Origin of the sequence: Paraburkholderia hayleyella (assembly GCF_009455685.1) — a bacterium.
Taxonomy (GTDB): Bacteria; Pseudomonadota; Gammaproteobacteria; order Burkholderiales; family Burkholderiaceae; genus Paraburkholderia; species Paraburkholderia hayleyella.
The window spans coordinates 1,979,655-2,004,497 of record NZ_QPES01000001.1 but is presented as its reverse complement, the minus strand read 5'-3'; the positions used below and the strand labels follow the sequence as shown (position 1 = coordinate 2,004,497).

The 24,843-nt window shown below is 58.1% G+C and carries 19 protein-coding genes, 3 tRNA genes and 1 pseudogene; 11 read left to right on the top strand and 12 right to left on the bottom strand.

Annotated elements, in window-relative coordinates; genetic code table 11:
* Nucleotides 1-66: 66 nt before the first annotated feature.
* Nucleotides 67-3,573, bottom strand: a complete 3,507-nt coding sequence (gene mfd / locus GH657_RS08950) for a transcription-repair coupling factor (protein ID WP_153100364.1) — start codon at nucleotides 3,571-3,573, stop codon at nucleotides 67-69.
* Between the two features lie 214 nt (nucleotides 3,574-3,787).
* Between mfd and ispD the strand changes: the two genes are divergently transcribed.
* Both ispD and ispF read left to right on the top strand, forming a co-directional pair.
* Complete coding sequence (gene ispD / locus GH657_RS08945) at nucleotides 3,788-4,510, top strand: 2-C-methyl-D-erythritol 4-phosphate cytidylyltransferase (protein WP_153100363.1); 723 nt, start codon at nucleotides 3,788-3,790, stop codon at nucleotides 4,508-4,510.
* Between the two features lie 41 nt (nucleotides 4,511-4,551).
* Nucleotides 4,552-5,034, top strand: a complete 483-nt coding sequence (gene ispF / locus GH657_RS08940) for a 2-C-methyl-D-erythritol 2,4-cyclodiphosphate synthase (RefSeq protein ID WP_153101701.1) — start codon at nucleotides 4,552-4,554, stop codon at nucleotides 5,032-5,034.
* Nucleotides 5,035-5,143: 109 nt separating this feature from the next.
* Here ispF and GH657_RS08935 read toward each other — a convergent pair whose 3' ends face one another.
* The 4 genes from GH657_RS08935 to ompR all read right to left on the bottom strand — a co-directional run bounded on the left by GH657_RS08935 (nucleotide 5,144) and on the right by ompR (nucleotide 8,565).
* The gene (locus tag GH657_RS08935) at nucleotides 5,144-5,668 is read right to left on the bottom strand and encodes a carboxymuconolactone decarboxylase family protein (RefSeq protein ID WP_153100362.1); all 525 of its coding nucleotides are present in this window, start codon (nucleotides 5,666-5,668) and stop codon (nucleotides 5,144-5,146) included.
* 75 nt (nucleotides 5,669-5,743) lie between these two features.
* Complete coding sequence (locus tag GH657_RS08930) at nucleotides 5,744-6,292, bottom strand: peroxiredoxin (protein WP_153100361.1); 549 nt, start codon at nucleotides 6,290-6,292, stop codon at nucleotides 5,744-5,746.
* Between the two features lie 156 nt (nucleotides 6,293-6,448).
* On the bottom strand, nucleotides 6,449-7,798 hold the full coding sequence (locus tag GH657_RS08925) for an ATP-binding protein (RefSeq protein WP_153100360.1): 1,350 nt from the start codon (nucleotides 7,796-7,798) through the stop codon (nucleotides 6,449-6,451).
* A 32-nt stretch (nucleotides 7,799-7,830) separates the two neighbouring features.
* A complete protein-coding gene (gene ompR, locus GH657_RS08920; RefSeq protein WP_425495736.1) occupies nucleotides 7,831-8,565 on the bottom strand; it encodes an osmolarity response regulator transcription factor OmpR in 735 nt (244 codons plus the stop codon).
* Nucleotides 8,566-9,259: 694 nt separating this feature from the next.
* On the opposite strand from ompR, the gene GH657_RS08910 reads away from it, so the two are divergent.
* The gene (locus tag GH657_RS08910; RefSeq protein ID WP_153100357.1) at nucleotides 9,260-10,423 is read left to right on the top strand and encodes a DUF1501 domain-containing protein; all 1,164 of its coding nucleotides are present in this window, start codon (nucleotides 9,260-9,262) and stop codon (nucleotides 10,421-10,423) included.
* Nucleotides 10,424-10,619: 196 nt separating this feature from the next.
* On the opposite strand, the gene GH657_RS08905 is transcribed toward GH657_RS08910, so the two are convergent.
* Nucleotides 10,620-10,706: transfer RNA gene (locus GH657_RS08905), tRNA-Leu, on the bottom strand.
* Nucleotides 10,707-10,940: 234 nt separating this feature from the next.
* Here GH657_RS08905 and GH657_RS08900 point away from each other — a divergent pair.
* Nucleotides 10,941-11,780 (top strand): squalene/phytoene synthase family protein, encoded by an 840-nt coding sequence (locus GH657_RS08900; RefSeq protein WP_153100356.1) that lies wholly within the window; start codon nucleotides 10,941-10,943, stop codon nucleotides 11,778-11,780.
* A 53-nt stretch (nucleotides 11,781-11,833) separates the two neighbouring features.
* Here GH657_RS08900 and GH657_RS08895 read toward each other — a convergent pair whose 3' ends face one another.
* Complete coding sequence (locus GH657_RS08895) at nucleotides 11,834-12,985, bottom strand: glycerate kinase (protein ID WP_153100355.1); 1,152 nt, start codon at nucleotides 12,983-12,985, stop codon at nucleotides 11,834-11,836.
* A 430-nt stretch (nucleotides 12,986-13,415) separates the two neighbouring features.
* On the opposite strand from GH657_RS08895, the gene tig reads away from it, so the two are divergent.
* From tig to GH657_RS08860, 7 genes are all read left to right on the top strand, one after another.
* Nucleotides 13,416-14,771 carry a trigger factor gene (gene tig / locus GH657_RS08890; protein WP_153100354.1) on the top strand — a complete coding sequence of 452 codons (1,356 nt, stop codon included), beginning with the start codon at nucleotides 13,416-13,418 and terminating at the stop codon, nucleotides 14,769-14,771.
* 89 nt (nucleotides 14,772-14,860) lie between these two features.
* Nucleotides 14,861-15,514, top strand: a complete 654-nt coding sequence (gene clpP, locus GH657_RS08885) for an ATP-dependent Clp endopeptidase proteolytic subunit ClpP (protein ID WP_153100353.1) — start codon at nucleotides 14,861-14,863, stop codon at nucleotides 15,512-15,514.
* Nucleotides 15,515-15,699: 185 nt separating this feature from the next.
* Complete coding sequence (gene clpX / locus GH657_RS08880; protein ID WP_153100352.1) at nucleotides 15,700-16,971, top strand: ATP-dependent Clp protease ATP-binding subunit ClpX; 1,272 nt, start codon at nucleotides 15,700-15,702, stop codon at nucleotides 16,969-16,971.
* A 178-nt stretch (nucleotides 16,972-17,149) separates the two neighbouring features.
* On the top strand, nucleotides 17,150-19,573 hold the full coding sequence (lon, locus tag GH657_RS08875) for an endopeptidase La (protein WP_153100351.1): 2,424 nt from the start codon (nucleotides 17,150-17,152) through the stop codon (nucleotides 19,571-19,573).
* Between the two features lie 264 nt (nucleotides 19,574-19,837).
* The gene (locus GH657_RS08870; RefSeq protein WP_153100350.1) at nucleotides 19,838-20,110 is read left to right on the top strand and encodes an HU family DNA-binding protein; all 273 of its coding nucleotides are present in this window, start codon (nucleotides 19,838-19,840) and stop codon (nucleotides 20,108-20,110) included.
* A gap of 86 nt (nucleotides 20,111-20,196) precedes the next feature.
* Nucleotides 20,197-20,272, top strand: a tRNA-Val gene (locus GH657_RS08865).
* A 78-nt stretch (nucleotides 20,273-20,350) separates the two neighbouring features.
* Nucleotides 20,351-20,427 (top strand) — tRNA-Asp (locus GH657_RS08860).
* A 152-nt stretch (nucleotides 20,428-20,579) separates the two neighbouring features.
* On the opposite strand, the gene GH657_RS08855 is transcribed toward GH657_RS08860, so the two are convergent.
* The 5 genes and pseudogenes from GH657_RS08855 to GH657_RS08840 form a co-directional block, all read right to left on the bottom strand.
* Nucleotides 20,580-21,533 carry a DUF1177 domain-containing protein gene (locus GH657_RS08855; RefSeq protein ID WP_153100349.1) on the bottom strand — a complete coding sequence of 318 codons (954 nt, stop codon included), beginning with the start codon at nucleotides 21,531-21,533 and terminating at the stop codon, nucleotides 20,580-20,582.
* A gap of 64 nt (nucleotides 21,534-21,597) precedes the next feature.
* The gene (locus tag GH657_RS18400; RefSeq protein ID WP_281349368.1) at nucleotides 21,598-21,969 is read right to left on the bottom strand and encodes a porin; all 372 of its coding nucleotides are present in this window, start codon (nucleotides 21,967-21,969) and stop codon (nucleotides 21,598-21,600) included.
* Nucleotides 21,870-22,751: a porin gene (locus tag GH657_RS08850; protein ID WP_281349367.1), complete on the bottom strand. Its 882-nt coding sequence runs from the start codon at nucleotides 22,749-22,751 to the stop codon at nucleotides 21,870-21,872. Before GH657_RS08850 ends, GH657_RS18400 begins: the two co-directional genes overlap by 100 nt.
* 87 nt (nucleotides 22,752-22,838) lie before the next feature.
* Nucleotides 22,839-23,593: pseudogene (gene pepE / locus GH657_RS08845) on the bottom strand (dipeptidase PepE).
* A 36-nt stretch (nucleotides 23,594-23,629) separates the two neighbouring features.
* Complete coding sequence (locus GH657_RS08840; protein ID WP_153100348.1) at nucleotides 23,630-24,817, bottom strand: aminotransferase class V-fold PLP-dependent enzyme; 1,188 nt, start codon at nucleotides 24,815-24,817, stop codon at nucleotides 23,630-23,632.
* Between the last annotated feature and the right edge of the window lie 26 nt (nucleotides 24,818-24,843).

Sequence of the window (24,843 nt, the reverse complement as noted above, 5' to 3'; positions counted from 1 at the left end):
GGGAGGTCAGACGAAGCAGGAATGGCGCGCCGCTGTCCGGCACGCCGTCAAATGCGGTCGCGCCATTTAGCGCAAGGCCGGGCTTGCCGCTTTTTTGAGCGGCGCGCCGAGCGAGCGCAAGGTTTCCTTGATCGTGGCAACCCGGATCGCCAGGTCCGGGCTACGGGTTTCAATACGCAGCTTGTCCTGGCCCGCGAGCTTGATGTGCCGGTGTTTTTGCACCATGTCGATGATGCGCATGGCGTCGACGGGCGGATTGGGCACGAACTGCAGCGCGATCACGGCTTCACCCGCATCGATCTTCGAGATGCCGAGCGGCTTGGCCACCAGACGCAGCCGATGGGTTTCCACTAGCGCTTGAGCCGGCGCGGGCAGCTTGCCGAAGCGGTCGATCAACTCCTCCTGGATGCCGTTGATTGCCTCATCGTGCTCGCAGTTGGCCAGCCGCTTGTAGAGCGACAGCCGTTCCTGCACATCGCCGCAGTAATCAGCCGGAAGAATGGCAGGCGTGTGCAGGTTGATCTCGGTGGTGGCGGCCAGCGGGGCATTCAGATCGGGCTCGCGGCCTTCCTTGAGCGCTTTTACGGCATCGCCCAGCATGTCGGTATAGAGCTGAAAGCCAATCTCGTGAATCTCGCCCGATTGCTTGTCGCCCAGCACTTCACCGGTACCGCGAATCTCGAGGTCATGCATGGCCAGATAAAAACCCGCGCCCAGTTCTTCCATTTGCTGGATGGCATCCAGACGCCGCTGCGCCTGTTTGGTCAGCCCTTGCGGATCGTGCACCAGCAGATACGAATACGCCTGGTGGTGCGAGCGCCCGACGCGGCCGCGCAACTGGTGCAACTGCGCCAGGCCGAACTTGTCGGCGCGATGAATCAAAATCGTGTTGGCGCTGGGCACGTCGATTCCGGTTTCGATGATCGTCGTGCACAACAGCACGTTGGCGCGCTGCGCGACGAAGTCACGCATCACACGTTCCAGTTCGCGCTCATGCATCTGGCCGTGCGCGACGGCAATCCGCGCCTCGGGAACGAGCGTCTCGAGCATGGCGCGACGGTTTTCGATGGTTTCGACTTCGTTATGCAGAAAATAAACCTGGCCGCCGCGTTTAAGCTCGCGCAACATCGCCTCGCGGATCACGCTTTCTTCTTCGCGGCGCACGAAGGTTTTGATCGCCAGACGTTTTTGCGGCGCGGTGGCAATCACCGAGAAATCGCGCAGCCCTTCGAGCGCCATGCCCAGCGTGCGCGGAATCGGTGTCGCGGTGAGGGTGAGCACGTCGACCTCGGCGCGCAGGGCTTTCAGCGCTTCTTTCTGGCGCACGCCAAAACGATGTTCTTCGTCGATGATGACCAGACCGAGCCGCTTGAACTGCACATCCGATGACAGCAGCTTGTGCGTGCCAATCACGATGTCCACGCCGCCTTCGTTGATTTGCTGGATCGAGGCGTTGATTTCGCGGGTCGATTTAAAGCGCGAGAGTTCGGCAATGCGCACCGGCCAGTCGGAAAAACGGTCGGTAAACGTTTGCGTGTGCTGTTCCGCGAGCAGCGTGGTGGGCGACAAAAGGGCCACCTGCTTGCCGCCCATCACGGCGATGAAGGCCGCGCGCAAGGCGACTTCCGTCTTGCCAAAGCCCACGTCGCCGCAGACCAGCCGGTCCATCGGCTTGCCACTTGTCATGTCGCCAATCACGGCGGCGATGGCCGCGGCCTGATCGGGGGTTTCCTCGAAGCCGAAGCTTTCGGCGAAATTCGCGTAGTCGCGCTCGTCGAGGGCGAATGCATGGCCCTCGCGCGCGGCGCGGCGGGCATACAGGTTGAGCAGTTCGGCGGCGGTATCGCGGATCTGTTCGGCGGCTTTACGCCGTGCCTTGTCCCACTGGCCCGAGCCGAGTGCATGCAGCGGTGCGCTTTCAGGGTCGGCGCCGCTGTAGCGCGAAATGACATGCAATTGCGCCACGGGCACATAGAGCTTGCTGTCGCCCGAGTATTCCAGATGCAGAAATTCGGTTTCGCCTTCGCCCAGATCCATGGTCAGGAGGCCGAGATAGCGGCCGATGCCATGCTGCGTATGCACGACCGGATCACCGAGCTTGAGCTCGGAGAGATCACGCACCATCGCGTCGACGTTGCTCGCCTGTTCCTGGCGCCGCCGTCCGGCCCGGCGGGCGAGCGGCCCGTAGAGTTCGGTTTCGGTGATGAGCGCGGCATGTTCGGCTGGCAGGGCAAAGCCCGTTGCCAGGGGCGCCACGCCGAGCGAAAACGGCGCGCTGGAGGTGAGCCAGTCTTCGTAGCTATCGCTGAACGCGGGCCGCAACTGATGCTCGGTGAGCAACTGGGCAATGGTTTCGCGCCGTCCGGCCGATTCGGCGAGAAACAGCACGCGGTTTGAGGTGGTCGCCAGATACGCGCGTAACGCCGCGAGCGGATCGTCGGCGTGGCGGTCGAGCGCGAGCCCGGGCAAAGGCATGGCCCAGCCGCTGGTGTTCGCGGGCAAGACCAGACGGGCAAAAGGGCTGGCTAGCGTAAAAAAATCTTCGTCGGAAAGAAAGAGCCGCTGCGGCTCAAGAATGGGCCGCTCGCGGTCATGCGAGAGAAAGTTGTAACGCTGCTTCGTGTCAGCGGTAAAGCGCCGGATGGCGGTGTCCATGTCGCCCGTGAACACCAGTTGCGCATTCGCGGGCAGATAGTGGAAAAGCGTGGCGGTTTCATCGAAGAACAGCGGCAAATAATATTCGATGCCCGCTGACGGTACGCCATTGCCGATGTCCTTGTAGACCGTGGCACGGCTCGGATCGCCTTCGAATACTTCGCGCCAGCGGCTGCGAAACGCTGTGCGCGCGGCTTCGTCGAACGGGAACTCGCGGCCTGGCAGCAAACGCACGTCGCGCACGGGATAAAGGCTGCGCTGGGTATCGGGATCGAAGGCACGGATCGAATCGACCTGGTCGTCGAAGAGGTCGATCCGGTACGGCAGCGGCGAGCCCATGGGAAAGAGGTCGATTAGCGAGCCGCGCACGCAATACTCGCCAGGACGCACGACCTGGCTCACGTGTTCGTAGCCCGCCAGGGTGAGCTGTGCCTTGAGCGCTGCCTCGTCGAGCCGCTCGCCCTGGCTGAAGGAAAAGGTGTAGGCGGCCATGAACGCGGCCGGCGGCATCCGGTAGAGCGCGGTGGTGGCAGGGACCAGCAGGATGTCGCAGCGGCCAAGGCCAAGATCGTGCAGCGTGGCGAGCCGCTCCGATACCAGGTCCTGGTGCGGCGAAAACGTGTCGTAAGGCAGGGTTTCCCAGTCCGGCAAAAGCCGTACGCGGGCCTCGGGGGCGAAGAAGCGGATTTCTTGCGAGAGCCGCTGGGCATCGGCCGCGCTGGCGCAGATCACCGCCAGAAGCGGCGCCTCGGCACGCCAGGCCAGATGGTAGCGGGCGATGAGCAGCGCATCGGACGAGCCATGTGCGCCCGCGAAAACAAAACGCTGACCTGCTTTGACCCGCGCCACGGGTACACAGCTACCGGTGGCTGAAAGAGACGGCGAGGGGGACTGCGATGAAGCGGCGGTATCTGACATAAGGGAGAGGGGCAGCCGGAAGTTCACAGATGAGCGGCAAGTTTACGCGTGTCGCGGGCAGGATGCGAAAGAGCTGTTATAAAATCCGCGCTTGATTTTAACCATGGCCTGGATCGTGGTGTTTCAGTGCAAGATCCTGATTCGACCTTCATCGGCCTTCACCGGCCTTCACTGATCTTCGTCGTCCTTCACACACCATAAGGTGCTCGCCCTCGTGACTCCACGCTTTTTTGCCCTGATTCCGTGTGCAGGCAGCGGCAGCCGTTCGGGCGCAACGATGCCCAAGCAATATCGTAGTGTCGCTGGCCGCGACCTGCTGCATCACACGCTGGCCGCCTTCGACGCATGTAGCGAACTGGCCGCAACGCTGGTGGTGATTGCGCCTGACGATACTCATTTCGATGCTCGCCGTTTTGCCGGACTGCGATTTGTCGTGCGCCGTTGTGGCGGTGCTTCGCGGCAGGCCTCGGTACTCAATGGCCTGCATGCGCTGGCGGAGTTCGGCGCGCTGGAAAGCGACTGGGTGCTCGTGCACGATGCGGCGCGCCCCGGCATTACCCCTGTGCTGATCCGGCACATGATAGGGGTGCTCAAGGATGACCCCGTGGGCGGTATTGCGGCATTGCCACTCGCCGATACGTTAAAGCGTGTCGCCCCTGGGAGCGGTGGCCGGATTGCCCGGACCGAGGCGCGCGAAGGGCTATGGCAGGCGCAGACACCGCAGATGTTTCGGCTCGGCATGTTGCGCGAGGCGATTCTGGACGCACAGCAAAACAACCATGACCTGACTGACGAAGCGAGCGCCATCGAATGGTTCGGGCACGCACCGCAACTGGTGCAAGGCAACCTGAGCAATTTCAAGGTGACCTATCCGGAGGATTTCGATCTGGCTGACGCGTTGTTGCGTCAACGGCAACACCCGGGATCCTCCCATTGATTAACCCGTAACACCTGAACATGAGAGACAGACTAAAAATGATCGATCTGAGAGTAGGACAGGGATATGACGTGCATGCCCTTGTGGCGGGCCGCCCACTGATCATCGGCGGGGTCACGATTCCTTATGAGCGTGGCTTGCTAGGCCATTCGGATGCCGACGTGCTGCTGCATGCGCTGACTGACGCGCTGTTTGGCGCGGCGGGGCTAGGCGACATTGGCCGGCATTTTCCCGATACCGATCCAGATTTCTCGGGAGCCAACAGCCGGGTGTTATTGCGTGAATGCGTGGCGCGTTTGAGTCGTGCCGGTTTTACGATCGTCAACGTTGATAGCACGGTGATTGCCCAGGCGCCCAAGCTCGCGCCGCATATCGAAGCGATGCGCGCCCATATGGCTGAGGATCTGCAGTTGCCGCTTGAGCGCGTCAACGTGAAAGCCAAGACCAATGAAAAATTCGGCTATCTGGGACGTGGCGAAGCGATTGAAGCCCAGGCCATCGCTTTGCTGACAAGAAGCGCCTGAACATAACAAGACGCCACGTGGTCAGCTCACCGTTCAGTGATGCATGTGCACGTGGCGTTTTGCTTTGAACCCCAGCGTCTGGCGTCCGGAGTCTGGCCTGAGAGGCCGCTTACTGGCCTTCGGCGCTAATGACCTGCGCCGCGGCATTGATGACCGAGGCAATCCGGCCCACATCGCGCAATTGTGTCGAGCTCATGCCTTCGTTAATCAGCGTGTCGAAGTGTGATTTCACGCAGAAATGACATTTGCCGATGATCGAAGCCGCCAGCGCATACATTTCGAAGCGCCGCTTGTCGACGCCGCCATGCGAGGCGTAAGCGTTCATGCGCAAGCCTGCGGGCTGGGATTTCAGATCCGCGTTGTCCGTCATCTCGACATACGGATACCAGACGTTGTTCATCCCCATCAGGGCCGCTGCGGTCAGCGCGCCGTTGATTTCTTCCGCGGACAGCACGCCGGCCTCACGGATAGCCTTGACCAGCACCGGGCTCTTCGCGGCAAACGCGGCGGCGAGTGCGACACCCACCGCATCCGAGCCTTCCAGCGACGAGCGGGCAATCGTGCCATCGAGATTCAGGCGAATATCTTTCGCGTAATCGGGTACAAGATCTTTAATTGCAGACAAGAATTCCATTGATTTCTCCTATCGGATTGTCGATAAAAAAGCCCGTCCGCTTTTTCAAGCCGGGACGGGCTTTTACCCTCATGCTTACAGCGTCGAGCCGCCGACTGCGCGGTTGCAAGGACAGAGTTCATCCGTTTGCAGGCCATCGAGAATACGCAGTACTTCTTCGGGGTTGCGCCCCACGTTCAGGTTATTGACCGACACGTGCTGGATCATGTTGTCTGGGTCAACGATGAAGGTTGCACGCAGTGCCACGCCGGCTTCCTTGTCGCGCACGCCGAGCTGGTCGATCAGTTCGCCCTTGACGTCGCCAAACGAGTAGTGGTTGAGCTTGTCCAGATCCTTGTGTTCCCGGCGCCATGCCAGCTTGACGAATTCGTTGTCAACGCTGCCGCCCATCAGAACAGCATCGCGGTCCGCGAAATCTTTAGCCAGCTTGCCGAACTCGACGATTTCTGTCGGGCACACGAAGGTAAAGTCTTTCGGGTAAAAGTAGATAATTTTCCACTTGCCCGGGAATGATTGTTCGGTGATGTCTTCAAATGCCGATACGCCGTTTTCTTCATGATGATTGAAACCTGGCTTGGCAGCAGTGACGGTGAAAGCTTCGAGTTTATCGCCCACGGTTTTCATGCAAAGACTCCTGAGTGTGATGGGAAAACAGCCTGAAACAGCCTGATTAAGCGACCGGCTTGGTGTAACGAGCCGTGTTGCATGGTTCAAACTATAACTCTATTGGCTTTGTTAATGCAATAGTTTTTTTAAATGATAATCGGGGACGATCGCTATTCAGCTGTGTTTTGCGGGCGGGAATTCGATCGACACTTCGAGCCCACATCCGTTTGTGCGGTTAGACAGCCGAAGCGTGCCGCGGTAGCGGCCGACCAGCTTTTGCACAATGGCCATGCCTAGCCCGGTGCCGTTGGCCTGGGTGCGAGCCGAATTCACGCGGTAAAAAGGCCGGGTCACTAACGCCAGTTGGTCTTCAGGGATGCCTGGGCCCGTGTCGCTGACCATGAGCTCAATGCCCGCATGCGATTCACGGGTTTCGATCGTCACGTGGGCGATGCCATCGGCTTCGCTTAGCCCGTACTTGCGGGCATTTTCGACCAGATTGTCGATGACCCGGCGCATATCTGTTTCGTTGGCTTCAATGACCGCAGCGGGTATGAGGCGGGTTGTCAGATGCATGCCGTCTTCGCCCGCCACGCGCGTGGCGAGCTCGTGCGCGATTTCAGACAGATTGACCGGCAACAGCATTTTTTGCACGGGGCGGGCGTAATCCAGAAAGCGCCCAATGATCATGTCCATTTGTTCGATGTCGTCCGTCATGGCATCTTTGGTTGCCTGATCGGATGGACTCATTTCGGTTTCGAGCCGCAAACGTGCGAGCGGCGTGCGCAGGTCATGCGAAATACCGGCCAGCATCAACGCGCGATCTGCCTCGAGCTGTTCGAGGTCATGCACCATCTGGTTGAAGCTCCGGTTGGTTTCCGCGGCAACGCCCATGCCTCGTTCGGGCAAAAGCCCTGGCGCTTGCCCGGAACCGACCTTGCGCGCGGCCAGCGCGAGACGGGCGAATGGCCGGTTGACAAGGCTTGTGATGAACGCTGCGCCAAAGAGCGAGAGCGCCAGCGCGAACACCCCCCAGCCGGCCCATTGCAGACTGGTCGCGTTATCGAGCTGATCGCGGTCGAGCGCTACCCAATAATCATCCTCATCGATTTTGAAGCTGATCCATACCCCCGGAATATCGTTGACGGACTGGGCAATGATGGTGTCGTCCCCGAGCCGTCCGCGAATATCGTGTTCGATTAAACGGTTGAGCAACTCGTCAGGCTGCAGGAGAAATTTATCGGTGACTTCACGCGGATAAACGCGCACGCCTTCATTGCTTTCGAGATCCTGCAACAGGGCACGGCGCAGGTCCGGGTCTGAATAAAGCAGGGCTGTGCGGGTGAGTTTGACAATCGCCACGAGTTGCAATGCGACCCGCTGCGCACGGGGTTCGCGCTCGATCACACGAAAGCTCTGAAACCACGCGGCGAGGCTGACGGCGATCAATAGTGCGATCAGAAAAAAAGTGCGCCAGAAAAGGCCACCAAACGCGAGTGCCAGGATTCGCCGGTCAATCCGCATGAGAAGGGTGGGCCAGGAAAGCCGTCGCGCGCTCAGGCCGCACCATCAGGAATAAACACGTAGCCCAAACCCCAGACAGTCTGAATGAAACGCGGACTACCTGGATCAGGTTCAATCAGTTTGCGTAAGCGCGAAATTTGTACATCGAGACTGCGATCGAACACTTCGTATTCGCGGCCGCGCGCGAGCTCCATCAGTTTTTCACGTGAGAGGGGCTGCCTTGGCTGACGAGCAAATACCTTAAGCACGGAAAACTCGCCCGTGGTGAGCGGAATTTCCTGCCCCGCCTTGGTTAGCGTGCGTGTCGCCAGGTTAAGTGAGAATTCGCCAAACTCGAATACTTCGGTGGTTTCCGATGGCGCACCGGGCAACTCGGCGGGCGCCTGGCGGCGCAACACAGCATGAATCCGGGCGACTAGCTCGCGCGGATTGAAGGGTTTGGGAAGGTAATCGTCAGCGCCCATTTCGAGGCCTACGATCCGGTCAATGTCTTCGCCTTTGGCGGTTAGCATGATGATCGGCGTGAGATCGTTGCTGCCACGCAAGCGGCGACAGATAGATAAACCATCTTCTCCGGGCAACATCAGGTCGAGCACCAGCAGATCGAAACGTTCGCGGACCCAGAGCTTGTTCATGGCGGGTGCGTTTTCCGCAACATAAACGTTAAAACCTTGCTCACCGAGATAGCGGCGCAACAGGTCGCGCAGGCGTGGATCGTCGTCAACGACGAGGATTTTTGAGGGGTTTTTCGTTTCCATAGGCGGCATCTTAACGCGATTAGAAAGACTGGCCTATTTGCGCACTTTGCGCAGTTACGACCAGTTACAAAATTTACTGTCCTACTGCCACGGTGTAAAGGATGTCCACGCAGAGTTCTTTACGGAAGGCTGTTATTCGGTGGATACTTCGCGTAATAAAAATGTTGGGCTGGCTGGGGGGCTATTGTCCAGGGACGTCTGGCATATCTGAATTCGAGGCAGTGGTTTGCTGCACTATGAAGGGAAAAGGATGAAGGGAGGCGGGGGGCCGCGCTTGTGCCGGGGTTTCATGGTGCTAGTGGTGGCGGGTCTGTTTATGGGCGTCCTGAGCGCCGCACCCAGTTATGCCCAGCCACGGGCGGAACGCTTGGGCAATGCGCGGCAGCATCCTGTCAAACGGGGACGTCCGGCGCGCCCTGCATCGGAACCGGCGCGAACCACCGTTCCATCCGATCTGGATCAGCGCCACCGTGATGGGCATATGACGCCGGATGAACGACGTCTTTTGCGTCAGCACATAGAAGAAGCTGTCCGCGATCTTTACAAGCGCTAGGCAAAACGCCCGCTTAAAACCTGTTATCCAGCCTGCTATCCGTTCACGTATTAGCCGGCGTGTATTCACATTCACCTATTCACACATTCATCTATTGGCCTGGCTCGCGGTGCCATGACGGCGACTGCCTGCATACCGTGAAAAAACTATATGAGGCGACGCGATTTTCTTTCGGGTTCTGCTTTATGGGGCATGGCATTGTGGCGCAGCCCGGTGTTCGCTATACCGCACCCGGCAGATGTTGCCCTGCAATTGCGCGGGCAGTACAGCAACGGCAGTAACGACAGCAACGACAGCAACGACAGCAACGACAGCAAGCGCCAGCCTGATTTGCTGATTCTCATTGAACTCAAGGGCGGCAATGACGGTTTGAATTGCGTGGTGCCTTATGCCGACCCCGCTTATTACGCGCTACGCAAAAATATCGCACTGAAACGTGCCGAAGTGCTGGCTCTTGATGAGCGGACCGCATTGCATCCTGCGTTAGAGCCTTTATTACCTGTCTGGCACGATCGGCAGCTCGCCATCGTGCAAGGCGTCGGTTATCCGCAGTCAAACCTGTCGCATTTTCGTTCGGCCGAGATCTGGGATACGGCATCGAACGCTGACCAGTATTGGCGTGACGGTTGGCTTGCTCGCGCACTCGGACTGGCAAACCGGGGAGAGGGCCTGGTCATTGGGAGCGCGGAACCTGGGCCATTCACCTGTGCGGTACCCCCCTCTGATGGCCTGGCGTTGCACCGCTTCTTCTGTCCTGCAGGGCTTCTTCCCGCGCAACATGCCTGGCCGGTGACATTTCCCGCAGGTGTCTTCGGTGATGCTATTCGCTTCGCTCTCGATTCGCTTGTGCGAGAGGACAGGCCATCGGCAGACGGGCAAAAGCGGAACATTGCAGCCATACGGCTCACGCTCAATGGTTTCGATACTCACCAGAACCAGCTGGTACAGCATGCCTCGCTGTTACGTCAGTTCGCGCAAGGTTTGGCGTCACTCAGAACTGCACTTGTCGGGCTGAATCGCTGGAACTCAACGCTCGTGATGAGTTCCAGCGAGTTTGGCCGCAAGCCACAGGAAAATTCGAATTACGGCACAGACCATGGCACGGCTTCAGCCCATTTTGTGATGGGGGGCGCTGTGCGTGGTGGGTTATACGGTGCGCCGCCGGTATTTGAACAACTGGACGGCAACGGAAACTTGCCCGTGAGTATTGATTTCAGGCGGCTTTACACGACGGTGCTGGATCAGTGGTGGCAACTCGATGCGTCCGGAATCTTGCCGCAGCGTTTTGAGCCGCTGCCGATTTTGCGCGCGTAGTGCGGGAACGCATCCGGAAATCAGCAACCGTGTGGTAACGACTGGTAACCGCGATAGCGGCAAATACGCAAAGAAGAGAGAAGGAGGAAAGAGAGCGAAGAGAGCAAAAAGGCGGAATGAAAAAAACGGCAACCCATGACAGATTGCCGCTTTCCTGATTTTTACCTGGGCTTACCCAAGATTATCCGGGCGATAGTGGTGCGAGGAGGGGGACTCGAACCCCCACACCATTGCTGGCGTCAGGACCTAAACCTGGTGCGTCTACCAATTTCGCCATCCTCGCAGCCGGACGAAGCAGTGCTGCCACGCCCGATATCCGGCTTGTTTCCAAATGACGTTTTATGCTGAAAAATTGCGCATAAAAGTATCACCCAGAAACGCATCGGCGCAATTCTAACCGAATGATTCGCACTTGTGTGCATTTGTCGGGCATAAGACGATGCTACAATTTTCTTCCTCTTCAGACGTGAGGCGTTAGCTTCATGGCTGCTTCTCTGCCCTTCGCGCGTCCATTTCAGTGAATTTCGACGAATATTGCCAGCAAAAGTCAGGCTCTCCAGGGTCTGGCACTTACTACGTGTTAAAGCGCGCGCCCATCGCCCATCAACCGCTGCTGAGCGCGCTGTTTGCCTTGCGGCAGGAGTTCGAGGAGAGCGTCAAGGAGGTCAGTGATCCGGCTATCGGCCGCACCAAACTGGCATGGTGGCAAAAAGAAATGGCTGCATTGGCAGAGGGCTCTCCGACACATCCGGTATCACTGGCGCTTGCCGCCCACTCTGACGGGAGTCAGACGATCTATCCCGCTTTGCAGACATGGCTGGCCGGATACGCAATGGATTTCGAGCAGGCACGGTATCCCGACTACGCTCATTTGCAGCGCTATCTCCGCCAGGTTGGCGGGACGTTCGCCACTCTGGTTGCACGCGTGACAGCCCATGAGCCGGATTTGGCCGGCAACTGGGCTGCCGCATCAGGCGAGGCATTGATGCTGGCGCAGTTTGTTGAGGAACTGGGAAGCGATGCCCGCCGCGGACGTATTTATCTGCCCATCGACGAAATGCAGCGCTTCAATGTGACCGCGGCCGATCTGATCAACCGGCGCTACAGTGATGCGTTTAACGCGCTTATGCAGTTTCAGGCCACCCGGGCTCGAGATGCCTTGTTTGCCGCACGTGATGCGTTTCCGGCCGAAGAGCAAAAACGCCAAGGCGTTTTGCGCGCACAGATTGCTTTGGCGCTGGCATTGCTTGATGAAATCGAGCGTGACGGCTATCGCGTCCTGCATCAGCGTGTGGCGCTGACACCCATTCGCAAGCTGTGGATTACATGGCGTTCCTCGTCCTCTTTTTGGCGTTGAGCGTTGAGGCCGAGACGGTTCGAGCCGGACCGGCTTATTGCTGCACGCGAAGTTCAGACGGGCTTGTCACCATATTTCAGGCGAGTGAGCTGTTCGGCTTCATTGGCTAGCAGGGCGCCCGCTTCACGGAGTGCGGTGTCGAGCGACAGAGGCCCAGGTGCGGGGGAAAAGCACCCCATAAAGTACGGGGCCAGGTATGGGAGCGCAGCAGCATCAACGGCACCAGAGAGCAGGGTGGTGGGCACGCCCGCCGCCCGCGCATGCTGGCTGGCGACGAACGGCGCTTTGCCATGCAAGGTTTGCCGGTCTGAACGGCCTTCGCCCGTGATGAGCCAACTGGCGCCGTCAAGTGCTGCGTCCAGCCCGGTTTGCCGGGCGACGACTTCAGCGCCGGATTCAAACTGCGCGCCCAGCAGATGTAGCGCAAACCCTAGCCCGCCTGCGGCACCCGCGCCTGGCAAGTTGCGAGCGCTACGGTTGAGCGCGGTTTCGAGCAAGCCGGCATAGCGGGCAAGCGTGGTATCCAGCGCGCTTGCCTGCTCTGGACGCACACCTTTTTGCGCTCCAAACACAAGTGTGGCGCCATGTTCGCCGGTCAGCGGATTATCAACATCCGACATGGCGACAAAGGAAGCCTCAGCCAGCCGAGGGTCCAACTGCGAGATATCGACGCGTGCCAGTTGCGCCAATTGTTGTGGCGTGGGCTCAAGCGCTTTGCCATTTTCATCAAGGAAGCGCACGCCGAGACCGGCTAGCAGACCCGCTCCACCGTCATTGGTGCTACTGCCGCCGAGCGCGATAAAAAATTGCCTCACGCCCGCATCAAGCATCGTCCGGATGGCGTCGCCCATTCCTGTTGTACTGCGAACCTCGACAGGCACGCTCATGCCAATGGGATCCGTTATGCCGACGATTTCCGCGGTTTCGATGACGCCATGGCCGCTTGCAAGCAGGCCAGCTGCGGCGTCACGCGTCGAACCGGCTGCGCCCCGGACGCTCAGGTTCTGACGCTCGCCTCCTTGGGCGAGCAGGGCGTCCAGTGTGCCTTCTCCCCCATCTGCCATGGGGCAGATGCGGATCACAGCATCGGCACGCGCCCGTCGAATGCCCGTGGCGATGGCATTGGCTGCCTGTTCTGCACTCAGTGATCCTTTGAATGAATCGGGGGCAATAACGATGATGGGGACGTGCGACGTGTTCGGCATAAGATTTCCGGGAAACTGGGAACGGGAGGGCGTAATAGGAGAATGAGGAGAATGGTGATGATGATGTGAGCCTGCTGAGAGAGCGCCCAGCTTAGCAGTCTGATCAGGGGGTGAAATATGTCACACCGCATAGCCAGAATTAGCCGCTAGAATTGCCTGGGCGAGCGCCTGGCGGCCCCGGCACGGTGCGTCAGTGCCCGTTCCATACAGCGAGGCTGTGCTGGACAAGAAAGATAAAAAAACCGAATCAGGGCTGAGGCTGCAAATAATTTGCTAATATATTGGGCTCTTTATGCCCCAACCGTGTTGCTTGCAGGCCCAGAAAACTTGTGGCGAGATGTGGCGAGAGGCGCGCAGCAAATGTGAAGCGGCATCGATGCACGGGGAAAAATAACTGATTCGCTCGAATAATTTTAGGACGATTGAAGCCATGTCTAACGTTGTTGAAAATCTTGGCAAGCTGGAGCGCCGCGTAACGATTTCCTTGCCCAAGGATGTTGTGCAAAAGGAAATCGATTCACGCATTCGTCAACTGGCGAAAAATGTGCGCATGCCCGGCTTTCGTCCGGGTAAGGTTCCACTCAAGATGGTGACCCAGCAGTATTCGGGGCAGGTTGAGGCGGAAGTGCTAAGCGACAAGGTCGGCAAGCAGTTTTTTGATATCAGCCGCGCGGAAAGCCTGCGCGTCGCGGGTCAGCCAAGCTTTAGCCCAAAAGAAGACGCCGCCGGAAGCGATTACGCTTTCGATGCCACTTTTGAGGTTTACCCCGAAGTCAAGCTGGGCGATATCGCCACCGCTGAAATCGAGCGCACCCAGACAACCATTAGTGAAGCTGAAATCGACCGCACACTGGAGATCCTGCGCAAGCAGCGTGTTCATTTTCATACGCGCGGCGAAGCGGGCCAACATGGCGATGGCGGTGCTGATACCGCAGCAAAAGAAGGTGACCGCGTCACACTCGATTTCGTCGGCAAGATCGACGGCGAAGTTTTCCAGGGCGGTACCGCTGAAGACTTCGCTTTCGTGCTGGGTGAAGGCCGGATGCTTCCCGAGTTCGAAACTGCCGCGAACGGTTTGAAGGTTGGCGAGGTTCGGGAATTTGACCTGAAGTTCCCTGACGATTATCACGGTAAAGACGTGGCTGGTAAAACGGCCCAGTTTACCGTCACGATGAAAAAAATCGAATGGCCGCATTTGCCTGAAATCGACGCTGATTTCGCCAAATCGCTCGGCGTGGCGGATGGTGACCTGAGCAAAATGCGCGCTGAAATCAAGGATAATCTTGAACGCGAAGCGCGCCGCCGGACGCAGGTTCTGGCCAAGAATCAGGTGATGGATGCCCTGTTGAAGATCGCCGAACTTGACGTGCCGAAGTCTCTGGTGGAGCAGGACCAGCAGCGCCTGGTCGAGATGACGCGTCAGGATTTGACGCAGCGCGGCGTACCTAATGCAGCCGATGCGCCGATCCCCGCCGAGATGTTCAAGGAACAAGCCGAGCGCCGCGTGAAGCTGGGTCTTGTGCTGGCAGAGCTGGTCAAGGCCAATAATCTGCAGGCGAGGCCAGAGCAGATTCGTGCTGAAGTAGATGAATTTGCCAAAAGCTACGAAGATCCGAAAGAAGTGGTCCGCTGGTATTATTCCGACCAGCAGCGCCTGGCTGAAATGGAAGCCTACGTCGTTGAGGCTAACGTTGTCGATTTCGTGCTCAGCAAAGCTCGCGTGACGGACAAGGAAGTTACCTTCGAAGAACTTGCAAGCGCAACGGCGCAGCAACAGCAGGCATAAGCCAGCAAAATAACGTCCGGGTTAGCCGTTCAATGGCAGCCCGGGCGTGGTTTTTCTGTTCCGGTTATTTCCTGACAAGGATTCATTGCATGACCTTTCGCGCTCAAACACTGGATACTTTGACATCCCATGCCTCGCGGGATCTCGAAGCACAGGCGCTCGGACTGGTGCCGATCGTGGTGGAAACGAGCGGTCGCGGTGAGCGTTCATACGACATTTACTCACGTCTGCTCAAGGAACGGCTCGTGTTTCTGGTCGGCGAAGTCAATGACCAGACGGCCAATCTTGTTGTTGCGCAATTGCTGTTTCTTGAAAGCGAAAATCCTGACAAGGACATTAGCCTTTACATCAACAGCCCGGGTGGTTCGGTGTCGGCTGGCATGGCCATTTACGATACGATGCAATTCATCAAGCCGGACGTCTCCACGCTTTGCATGGGCCTTGCGGCAAGCATGGGCGCGTTTCTTCTGGCCGCCGGTGCGAAGGGCAAGCGGTTTACGCTACCCAACGCGCGCATCATGATCCATCAGCCGCTCGGTGGCGCACGTGGCCAGGCCTCTGATATTGAAATCCAGGCGCGTGAAATCCTGTATTTGAAAGAGCGGTTGAACCAGATGCTGTCCCACCATACGGGGCAACCTGTTGAGCGTATTGCGCGCGATACGGATCGTGACAATTTCATGTCTGGGGAAGATGCCCAGACATACGGACTTGTTGATCAAGTGTTGCACAAGCGCCCGTAACTGCTTGCCGGCCGGCCTTGGCGGAGTGTCTGGGGCCGGGGCAACGCAGTGAAAATGAAGCAACCACTCCCGTCCTGAGCGCCTGCGGCAAACGCCGTTCCAGCTTTGCATTCCTGACTCCATCGTGAAACAGGGCCGTGCAAACGGCGTATCATGTCATCCCTGTGTCCAGAGGCTCTACATCCATGGCGGACAAAAAAGGTTCCAACAGCGAAAAGCTGCTCTACTGCTCGTTTTGCGGCAAGAGCCAGCACGAAGTCAAAAAGCTTATTGCAGGTCCATCGGTATTCATCTGCGATGAATGCATTGATTTATGCAATGAAATTATTCGTGATGAAGTGGCAGGGGCCGGTATCGAATTAGGCTTGTCAAAGTCGGATCTGCCAAGCCCACAAGAAATCCGCGAGATACTCGACCAGTATGTGATTGGCCAGGAACGGGCGAAAAAAATTCTTGCCGTTGCTGTATACAACCACTACAAGCGCCTCAAACATCTCGACAAAAAAGACGAAATTGAGCTCTCCAAGAGCAATATCCTGCTCATTGGCCCAACTGGCTCAGGCAAAACATTGCTCGCCCAGACACTGGCGCGTTTGTTGAACGTGCCGTTCGTGATCGCGGATGCCACGACGCTGACTGAAGCGGGTTACGTGGGCGAAGACGTCGAAAACATCATTCAGAAATTGCTGCAAAACTGTAATTACGAAGTTGACAAGGCTCAGCGCGGCATTGTTTACATCGATGAAATCGACAAGATCAGCCGCAAATCGGACAACCCGTCGATCACCCGTGACGTGTCGGGTGAAGGCGTTCAGCAGGCTCTCCTGAAACTGGTTGAAGGTACGATGGCGTCCGTGCCGCCACAAGGGGGGCGCAAGCATCCCAATCAGGATTTCATCCAGGTTGATACCACCAATATTCTGTTCATTTGTGGTGGCGCCTTCGATGGTCTGGAAAAAGTGATTGTCGACCGTACGGAAAAAACCGGTATCGGTTTTGGGGCCAGCGTAAAAAGCAAGCAGGATCGGGACGCGGGCGAAGTGTTGCGTGAAGTAGAGCCCGAAGATTTGATCAAGTTTGGCCTGATTCCGGAACTGATTGGGCGTTTGCCTGTTGTCGCCACGTTGGGCAAGCTGGATGAAGCTGCGCTGATGACCATTCTGGTCGAACCCAAGAATGCGCTGGTCAAGCAATATCACAAACTCTTCGCCATGGAGCACGTTGAGCTGGAGATCCGTCCGGCTGCGCTTCAGGCTGTCGCCCGCAAGGCGATCCGGCGCAAGACCGGCGCGCGTGGATTGCGCTCCATTCTTGAGCAGGCGCTGCTGGATGTGATGTACGAGTTACCCGCAATGAAAGGTGTTAGTAAGATCATCATCGATGACAATGTCATTGATAACGATGGCAAGCCACTTCTGATTTACGAAGATGCACCGAAGGTGGCAGGGTCAAATTAGCCGGCTTTCCAGCTTCACAAAAAGCCGTTCATGGCGACGTGAACGGCTTTTTCGTTTATCTTGTTAATCAGGGCGGATTCTTTTCGGGGTCACTGCACTTTTCCCACACGCACAGGCTTGCAATTTGTCCCGCTGGCCTCATTTATGAACGAACTGATTCCACTCACGGGGAAATGAAATGTCAGGAACCCAACTCCTTCCTCCGGAACAAATCACGCTTCCGCTGCTCCCGTTGCGGGATGTCGTGGTGTTCCCGCATATGGTGATTCCGCTGTTTGTTGGGCGACCGAAGTCGATCAAGGCACTCGAAGCGGCCATGGAAGGCGGCAAGCACATCATGCTTGTCGCACAAAAAACCGCGGCGAAAGATGAGCCGACTGAAAAGGACATGTATGAAGTAGGATGTATCGCCAACATCCTGCAAATGCTGAAGCTCCCCGATGGCACCGTGAAGGTGCTCGTTGAAGGTCTTCAGCGCGCCAGAACGCTGTCCATCGAAGAACAGGAAACGCAGTTTTCCTGCGATGTGATGCCGCTCGAACCCGATCACGCAGACAGCGCTGAAACCGAAGCGCTGCGTCGCGCAATCGTGTCGCAGTTCGATCAATACGTGAAGCTGAACAAGAAAATCCCACCAGAAATTCTGACTTCGCTCTCCGGTATCGACGAAGCAGGGCGTCTTGCCGATACGATCGCCGCGCATCTGCCACTCAAGATTGACCAGAAACAGCACATCCTCGAGATGCTTCCCGTTGTCGAACGGCTGGAGCATCTGCTCGCCCGCCTCGAAGCCGAGATTGATATTCTCCAGGTCGAAAAACGCATCCGTGGGCGTGTCAAACGCCAGATGGAAAAGAGTCAGCGTGAGTACTACCTGAACGAACAAGTCAAGGCCATTCAAAAAGAGCTGGGCGAAGGCGAGGAAGGGGCGGATCTCGAGGAGCTCGAAAAACGCATCACCGCGGCCCGCATGCCTAAGGATGCGAAGAAAAAGGCCGATTCCGAGCTGAAAAAGCTCAAGCTGATGTCACCGATGTCGGCCGAAGCGACCGTGGTACGCAACTATATCGACACGCTGATTGGCTTGCCGTGGCGCAAGAAGAGCAAGGTCAACAATGACTTGCCCAATGCCGAGCGTGTGCTGGACGAAGATCACTTTGGCCTCGAAAAAGTGAAAGAGCGCATTCTTGAATACCTCGCGGTTCAGCAGCGGGTCGACAAGGTAAAAGCGCCTATTCTCTGTCTCGTTGGGCCTCCTGGCGTGGGCAAGACGTCGCTGGGGCAGTCGATCGCCCGTGCCACCAATCGCAAGTTCGTGCGGATGGCGTTGGGCGGCGTGCGTGACGAAGCTGAAATTCGTGGCCATCGGCGCACGTATATCGGTTCCATGCCGGGCAAGATTTTGCAAAGCCTGACAAAAGTCGGTGTGCGCAATCCGCTGTTCCTGCTCGATGAAGTCGACAAAATGGGCATGGATTTCCGTGGTGATCCTTCGTCGGCCCTGCTCGAAGTGCTTGATCCCGAGCAAAACCATACGTTTGCCGATCACTACGTCGAAGTCGATTTTGATTTGTCGGATGTGATGTTCGTGGCTACGTCGAATTCGCTGAACATTCCGCCGCCGTTGCTTGACCGGATGGAAGTCATTCGTCTGTCGGGCTATACCGAAGATGAAAAAGTCAGCATCGCGCAACGCTACCTGCTGCCCAAGCAAAAAAAGAACAACGGTCTCAAGGCGGGTGAGATCGAAGTGACGGAAGAAGCGATCCGCGACATTATTCGGTACTACACGCGCGAAGCCGGTGTTCGTTCGCTTGAGCGTGAAATGTCGAAAATCTGCCGCAAGGTCGTGAAGATGCTGTTGCTGAAGAAGGCGGAAGGTGCGGTCAAGGTCGATGGCAGCAGTCTGGATACCTTCCTCGGCGTACGTAAGTACGACTTTGGTCTTGCCGCAAAAGAAAACCAGGTGGGGCAGGTAACGGGCCTGGCGTGGACAGAAGTGGGTGGCGATTTGCTGACCATCGAAGCCGCCGTGATGCCGGGCAAGGGTAATGTGATTCGTACCGGTTCGCTGGGCGACGTGATGAAAGAATCGGTTGAAGCCGCTCGCTCGGTCGTGCGTTCACGTTCGCGCCGGGTCGGTGTCAAGGACGAAGCGTTTGAGAAGAAGGACATTCACATTCACGTGCCAGAAGGGGCAACGCCAAAAGACGGTCCTTCTGCCGGGATTGCGATGACGACAGCGCTGGTTTCGGTTCTGACGGGTATTCCCGTGCGCGCCAACGTGGCGATGACGGGTGAAATCACGTTGCGCGGCGAAGTGTTGCCCATCGGCGGCCTGAAGGAAAAACTGCTGGCGGCACATCGTGGCGGCATCAAGCTCGTGCTGATTCCGGAAGAGAACGTCAAGGATTTGACCGAAATTCCGGATAACGTGAAGAACTCGATCGAAATCGTTCCGGTCCGCTGGATCGACAAGGTACTGGAACTCGCGCTCGAACGCATGCCTGAGCCGTTACCCGATGAAGAACCTAAGGCCGTAGAGGCGGCGGTGGTCGAGCCGGTCAAAGACGCAGCGGCCACCGAGGTCGTCAAGCATTAATGCTTTAGGCATCCACAGGCATACAGGCTTTGAAGTATTGATTGGGGTTGTATGCCTGACTAAACCCGCGGTTCAAATGAACTGCGGGTTTTTTTAGTTCTGATCGTTTCGCCGAATTAGGTCATCTCCGGTTGACAGCCAGATTCCGGCCACGTCTAATTTACCCGCTTTGCCTTGCTGGTCCAACGCACCGCTATCGACGATTTTTAAAATGCGCAGACCAGTTCATTGTTGTTCCGTTCATCGACATTCTTGGGGGCTCGAATGAATAAAACAGAAATGATTGATCACATCGCACAGCGCGCTGAAATTTCAAAAGCTGCAGCAGGGCGTGCGCTTGAGGCGATAATTGGCGGTGTAAAAACCACGTTGAAAAAAGGCGGCTCGGTGACGCTGGTCGGCTTTGGCACATTCGCTGTTAGCACGCGAGTGGCCCGAACAGGACGTAATCCACGCACCGGAGCAGAAATCAAAATCCGTGCAGCGGCAGTGCCTAAATTTAGGCCTGGCAAAGCACTAAAAGATGCGCTAAACTAGCGGACTTGCTGGTTGTGGAAGCCAGCAGCAGCGCAGTACTGGCAGGATCAAGTAGTAAAAGTCAGTAAAAAGTCGAGTTTAGGAGCGGGTGCTTAGCTCAGTTGGTAGAGCGGCGCCCTTACAAGGCGTAGGTCGGGAGTTCGAGCCTCTCAGCACCCACCAGTTCCAGATTCGCATGTCATATCACATGCCCCATGCAATACATGCATTACATGTGATATACGCATCAAGCACGTATTAGGAGTGGTAGTTCAGTCGGTTAGAATACCGGCCTGTCACGCCGGGGGTCGCGGGTTCGAGTCCCGTCCACTCCGCCAGATTAAAAAGCCCGTTGATTTTTCAACGGGCTTTTTTTATGCGCGCATTTTTCCGCTGACAGGGGCACAAAACTCAAACAATCCAGGCCGGCCCCTGTCGTCGTCAGGAATGCGTTTGCTCCGACGCTTCAGCGCTCAATCGCGCCCTTGCTTTAGTAGCCCTGGAAGGCGGTGAGATCCGGATACATGCCACGGATCTTCTGCCACTCCGCCTCATCATAGAAATTGCAGGTATCAGTGGTGAAGCGTTTGGCGACTTCCGTGGAAAAGCGCACGGCTTCGGCCAGGTCTATCTCGTGGTTAGCGCTGGAGTCGCTGCCACCCACCACCGATCCGGCCGTGATGGCGACGCCCACCACGGGTTTGTCAGTCGCGGTATGGGGCTGCATGATGCTGTTGAAGTGGTACAGGCCGTTGTCGTAGGGCGTGATGTCTTGCTGGGAGATCGGGAAGGTCACCGCCGGCATGCCCGTGGTCGACTCCATAATGGCCACCAGATCAGGGGCCATCCGCAAGATGTAGCCTTGCATCGCCGTGGGTGACAGAGCAAAGCCGCGATGCTTGACGATGCGGTTGCCCTTTGAGGCATCGATCGACAGGATGGCATCCATATCCGCCGTTACCTCGTACTTGTTCATGGTGGCCGATGACACCGGCATACCCATGAACGGAATGCCCCCGTGATCGGTGATCGACACATCAGTCGAAATATGGGTGGTCACCACCACATCGCCGGGCAGGTGATCACCGTTCTTCTTCATCTGGGCGAGCTTGAGCGCCACGGCGATAGAGGCAATCGGACCATCGGCGTCCGAAACCATGCCGATCCGATAGGGGCGTGCGCCAATGGCGCCGTTGCGTCCGATCACGCCCAGGGTGGGAGCCGGGTCGGACGTCCCCGAGTGCTTGCCCCGGGTGCCAGAGACGCGGATGGTGACGAAATCGGTCGTATGGTTTGGATTTTCTGGCGGTTCGTCGTGGATGGTGGTCACCTCGACCGCTACACCGTAATCGATATACGGCTCGAACATGGTCTTGATGGTTTGGCCGTTGACGGTAGCGCTATCGAGCGCTTCGTAGACAATGAGTGTTTGTTGTAGTGCCATGATGGTTCCTTGAAAAAAGTGCTCGATGAAACGTCAGGCGAGCGCTTTGAGCCCGCTCGGGGCATTAGAAAAAGTGTCTCAGGCCAACCAGCGCTGATAACTGGTTATTGCGGCCATTCAGCGCCTGGCCCGAGGCTGCGGCGGCATTGCTCGTACTGTTGCCGAACAGTCCAGACCATCCGCCATTGACTTGCTCGTAGGCAGTTGCCACGTAAACATCCGTGCGTTTGCTCAGGCTGTAGTCCGCCACGCCATACCAGGTCTTGCGAGTGCCGGAAAAGCCATCGGCGTGTGTGCGGTTCATCATCATACTCAGCGTAAACAGCCAGACGGGTGTCATGCGGTAGTTAGCGCCCAAGGTGAAAAATTCGTCGCGGCGGCGCTGGTTGAATACCGAGTTGATGCCGACCGCCGCGCTGGGCGAGCCCGATGCCATGCTGGTGATCGAAGCGAAGTCGGTGCCACCGGCGGAAGAGTCGAACCCGGCATCACGATTGCTATGGAGGTAGTTGGCAAATAAGGTAGCGCGCTCGATGGGGATCGCCACCCCCCGAGGACGATGCGCGCCCGGCGGCTCTGGGAATCGTGCGTCTGCTGCATGCTGCCGACCGCTGTCAGTTTGTCGCTCTTGTAGCGCAGGCCGAACGAAGCTGAGGAACGCGCGCTGTGATCGCCTGCGATACCGCCCGCGGCATACTCGGCGATCAGTTGCCAGGGCCCCAGCACGCCGGTGTAACTGAACGCATTGTCGTAGCGCTGGCCCACCAGGTAGACCTGCCACGAGTTCGTCGGCGCGGCGCCAACACCGAGCGGATCCACGTAGTAGAGCATGGTGTTACCGGTGGTGTACTGCCGGCCCAGGGCAATTTCGCCGTAGCGTTCGTGGCCGAGTTTCACGAACGCCTGGCGCCCGAAGAGTTGTCCCTGCTGGTCGAGCTTGCCATTGTTGGCGAGAAAGCCGTTCTCCAGCATGAACCCCGCCTTCCAGCCGCCCCCCAAGTTTTCGTTGCCCTTCAAGCCGAAACGGCTGCCGGTGAGAAAGCCTTCATTGCCCTGTTGCAGCCCCATTTGCGATTTGCCACTGGGGTTGACGTGGGTCTGGTAGCTCAGGGCGATATCGAGCGCGCCGAACAACGTCACGCTCGATTGTGCAGCGGCTGTCTCGGCCACTGCCGCCACACCGATCAATAACACCAGCCGGCCGACATGCTTTTTCACGACGTATCTCCAGGAAAAATTGCTTGATCGAGCCCTCAGGCTCCATGCGCTTATTCACGCGCTTATTCATGCGCTTACCGCTGAAACTTACTGCTGAAAGTCAGGCCAGCGCTGCGCGTCGGCTAAACCGTTGATCCGCGTGAGCGGGAAGGTCTGGTTTTGTGCCAGCGTCTCGACATGGGTCTTGTCGTGGAAGTGCAGCGCGCCGCGTTCGCCCAGCACCGTTCCGTGGGTGCCGTCGGAGAGCAGCGCCGAGCCTTCGGGCAGCGCAAAAACCTGCTCTGGCGCATTGATGTCGAGAAATTCCGCCAGACGCTCCTCACGGCTTTCTCCGTTGTGTCCGGCAGGCTTGCCGCTGATGAAGTGCGGGTTGATCTGGAACGGCACCAGTTGCAGTGCGCGCAACGTGGGGGCTGCACGATGGGCATGTCGTTGGTCGTGCGGATGGTCGGACAGGCCACATTGCTGCCCGCGCTCCAGCCGATGTAAGGCGTGCCCGCGCGCACCTTCGCGCGGATCGCGTCGACGATGTCCGCGTCGTACATGCGCTTGAGCAACGCGAAAGTATTGCCGCCACCCACGGCGATCGCCTCGGCCTGCTCGATGGCCTGGCGCGGGTCGGCGCTATGGTGCAGGGCTTCGAGCGCATAGCCGAGCTTGTCGAATACGGGTTTGACGATTCCTTCGTAGGCATCGAAGCTGAAGGTCACGGCAGCGTAGGGGACAAAAACAATCTTGCGTTTCTCGTGCTTAAGCACGGCGTGGATCTGCGCCTCGGCGTGTTCGAGGTAGCCAAGGTTGTCCTTGCGGGAACTGCTCATCAACAGGACGCGTTGCGTCATGACATTCTCCTGTGCGGTGGAGGTGGAATTCGGGGGTCAATGGGAGGTGGCTTCGCGGATGAGCTCGGCGACCTGGTCAATTTCGTCATGGGTATTGAAGTAATGCAGCGAGATGCGCGCCATGGTCGCCACGCCAAAACGGGCGAGGATCGCATCGGCCATGAAGTTGCCGGCCTCGATGATGCAATGGCGGGCTTCCAGCGCGGCCACGATGCGCGCCGGATCGACGCCGCGCACGTTGAACGGCACGATGCCGATGCGCTGCGCGGTATCGCTCGGGCCATACAGCTCGAAACCGGGTAAAGCGGCAAGGCGTGTCACGGCATGAGCGGTCAGGTCGCGCACGCGCTGCTCGATGGCATCGATGCCGATCTTTTGCGCGTAGGTCAATGCCGCGCCCAGGCCAAGAATCGCGGGCACGATGGGACAACCCGCCTCGAAGCGGCGGGCGCCGTCGACGAACGACAGCGTGCCGGTGGCACGGTCATAGGCACCGTTCCACCAGCCCGAGAGAACCGGTTCGACCTGTTCGATCAAGGCCCGGCGGATATACAGGAAGCCCGAGCCTTCGGTCGCCCTCAGCGCCTTGCGGCCGCAGCCGGCGAGAAAATCGCAGTCGAGCGCCGCGACATCGGTGGCCACCATGCCGACGCTTTGCGAGGCGTTCACCAGCGCCAGCACATTGTGCTGGCGCGCCACAGCGCAAATCGCCTGGGCGTTCTGCAGGGCGCCCGTGGAGTTGGGCAGGTGCGAGAAAGTCAAAAGCCGGGTCCGTGGCGTGATCGCCGCAGCGAATGCCTCGGGTGCCAGCAGGCCTTCCGGGTTGGCGGCGACCATCTTCACGACCACGCCGCGCGTTTGCTCCAGCCGCTTCCATGGCAACAGGTTACTCAGCATCTCCGTATCGGCCACCAGCACCTCGTCGCCAGGCTGCCAGGCGAAGCCGCTGGCCACCATCGAGATCGCCTCGGTCGCGTTCTTGGTGAACGCGACTTCGTCCCGGTTTGCATTCAGAAAGGTGGCAAGCTGCTCACGCACGGCTTCGACACGCGCGTAGGTGGTCTTGCGGAACGCCGGCAGATAGATGCCGACATGACCGGTGTCCAGCAGGTAGCTGCGCACCTCGTCGAGTACGGGATCCGGGGGCAAAGAGGCGGCTGCCGTATCAAGGTAGATCGTCGATTGGGTCAGAGGGGTATCGTTGCGGATCGCGTTGATGTCCATGGTTTTTCCTTGCGTCGTTGCGTGCC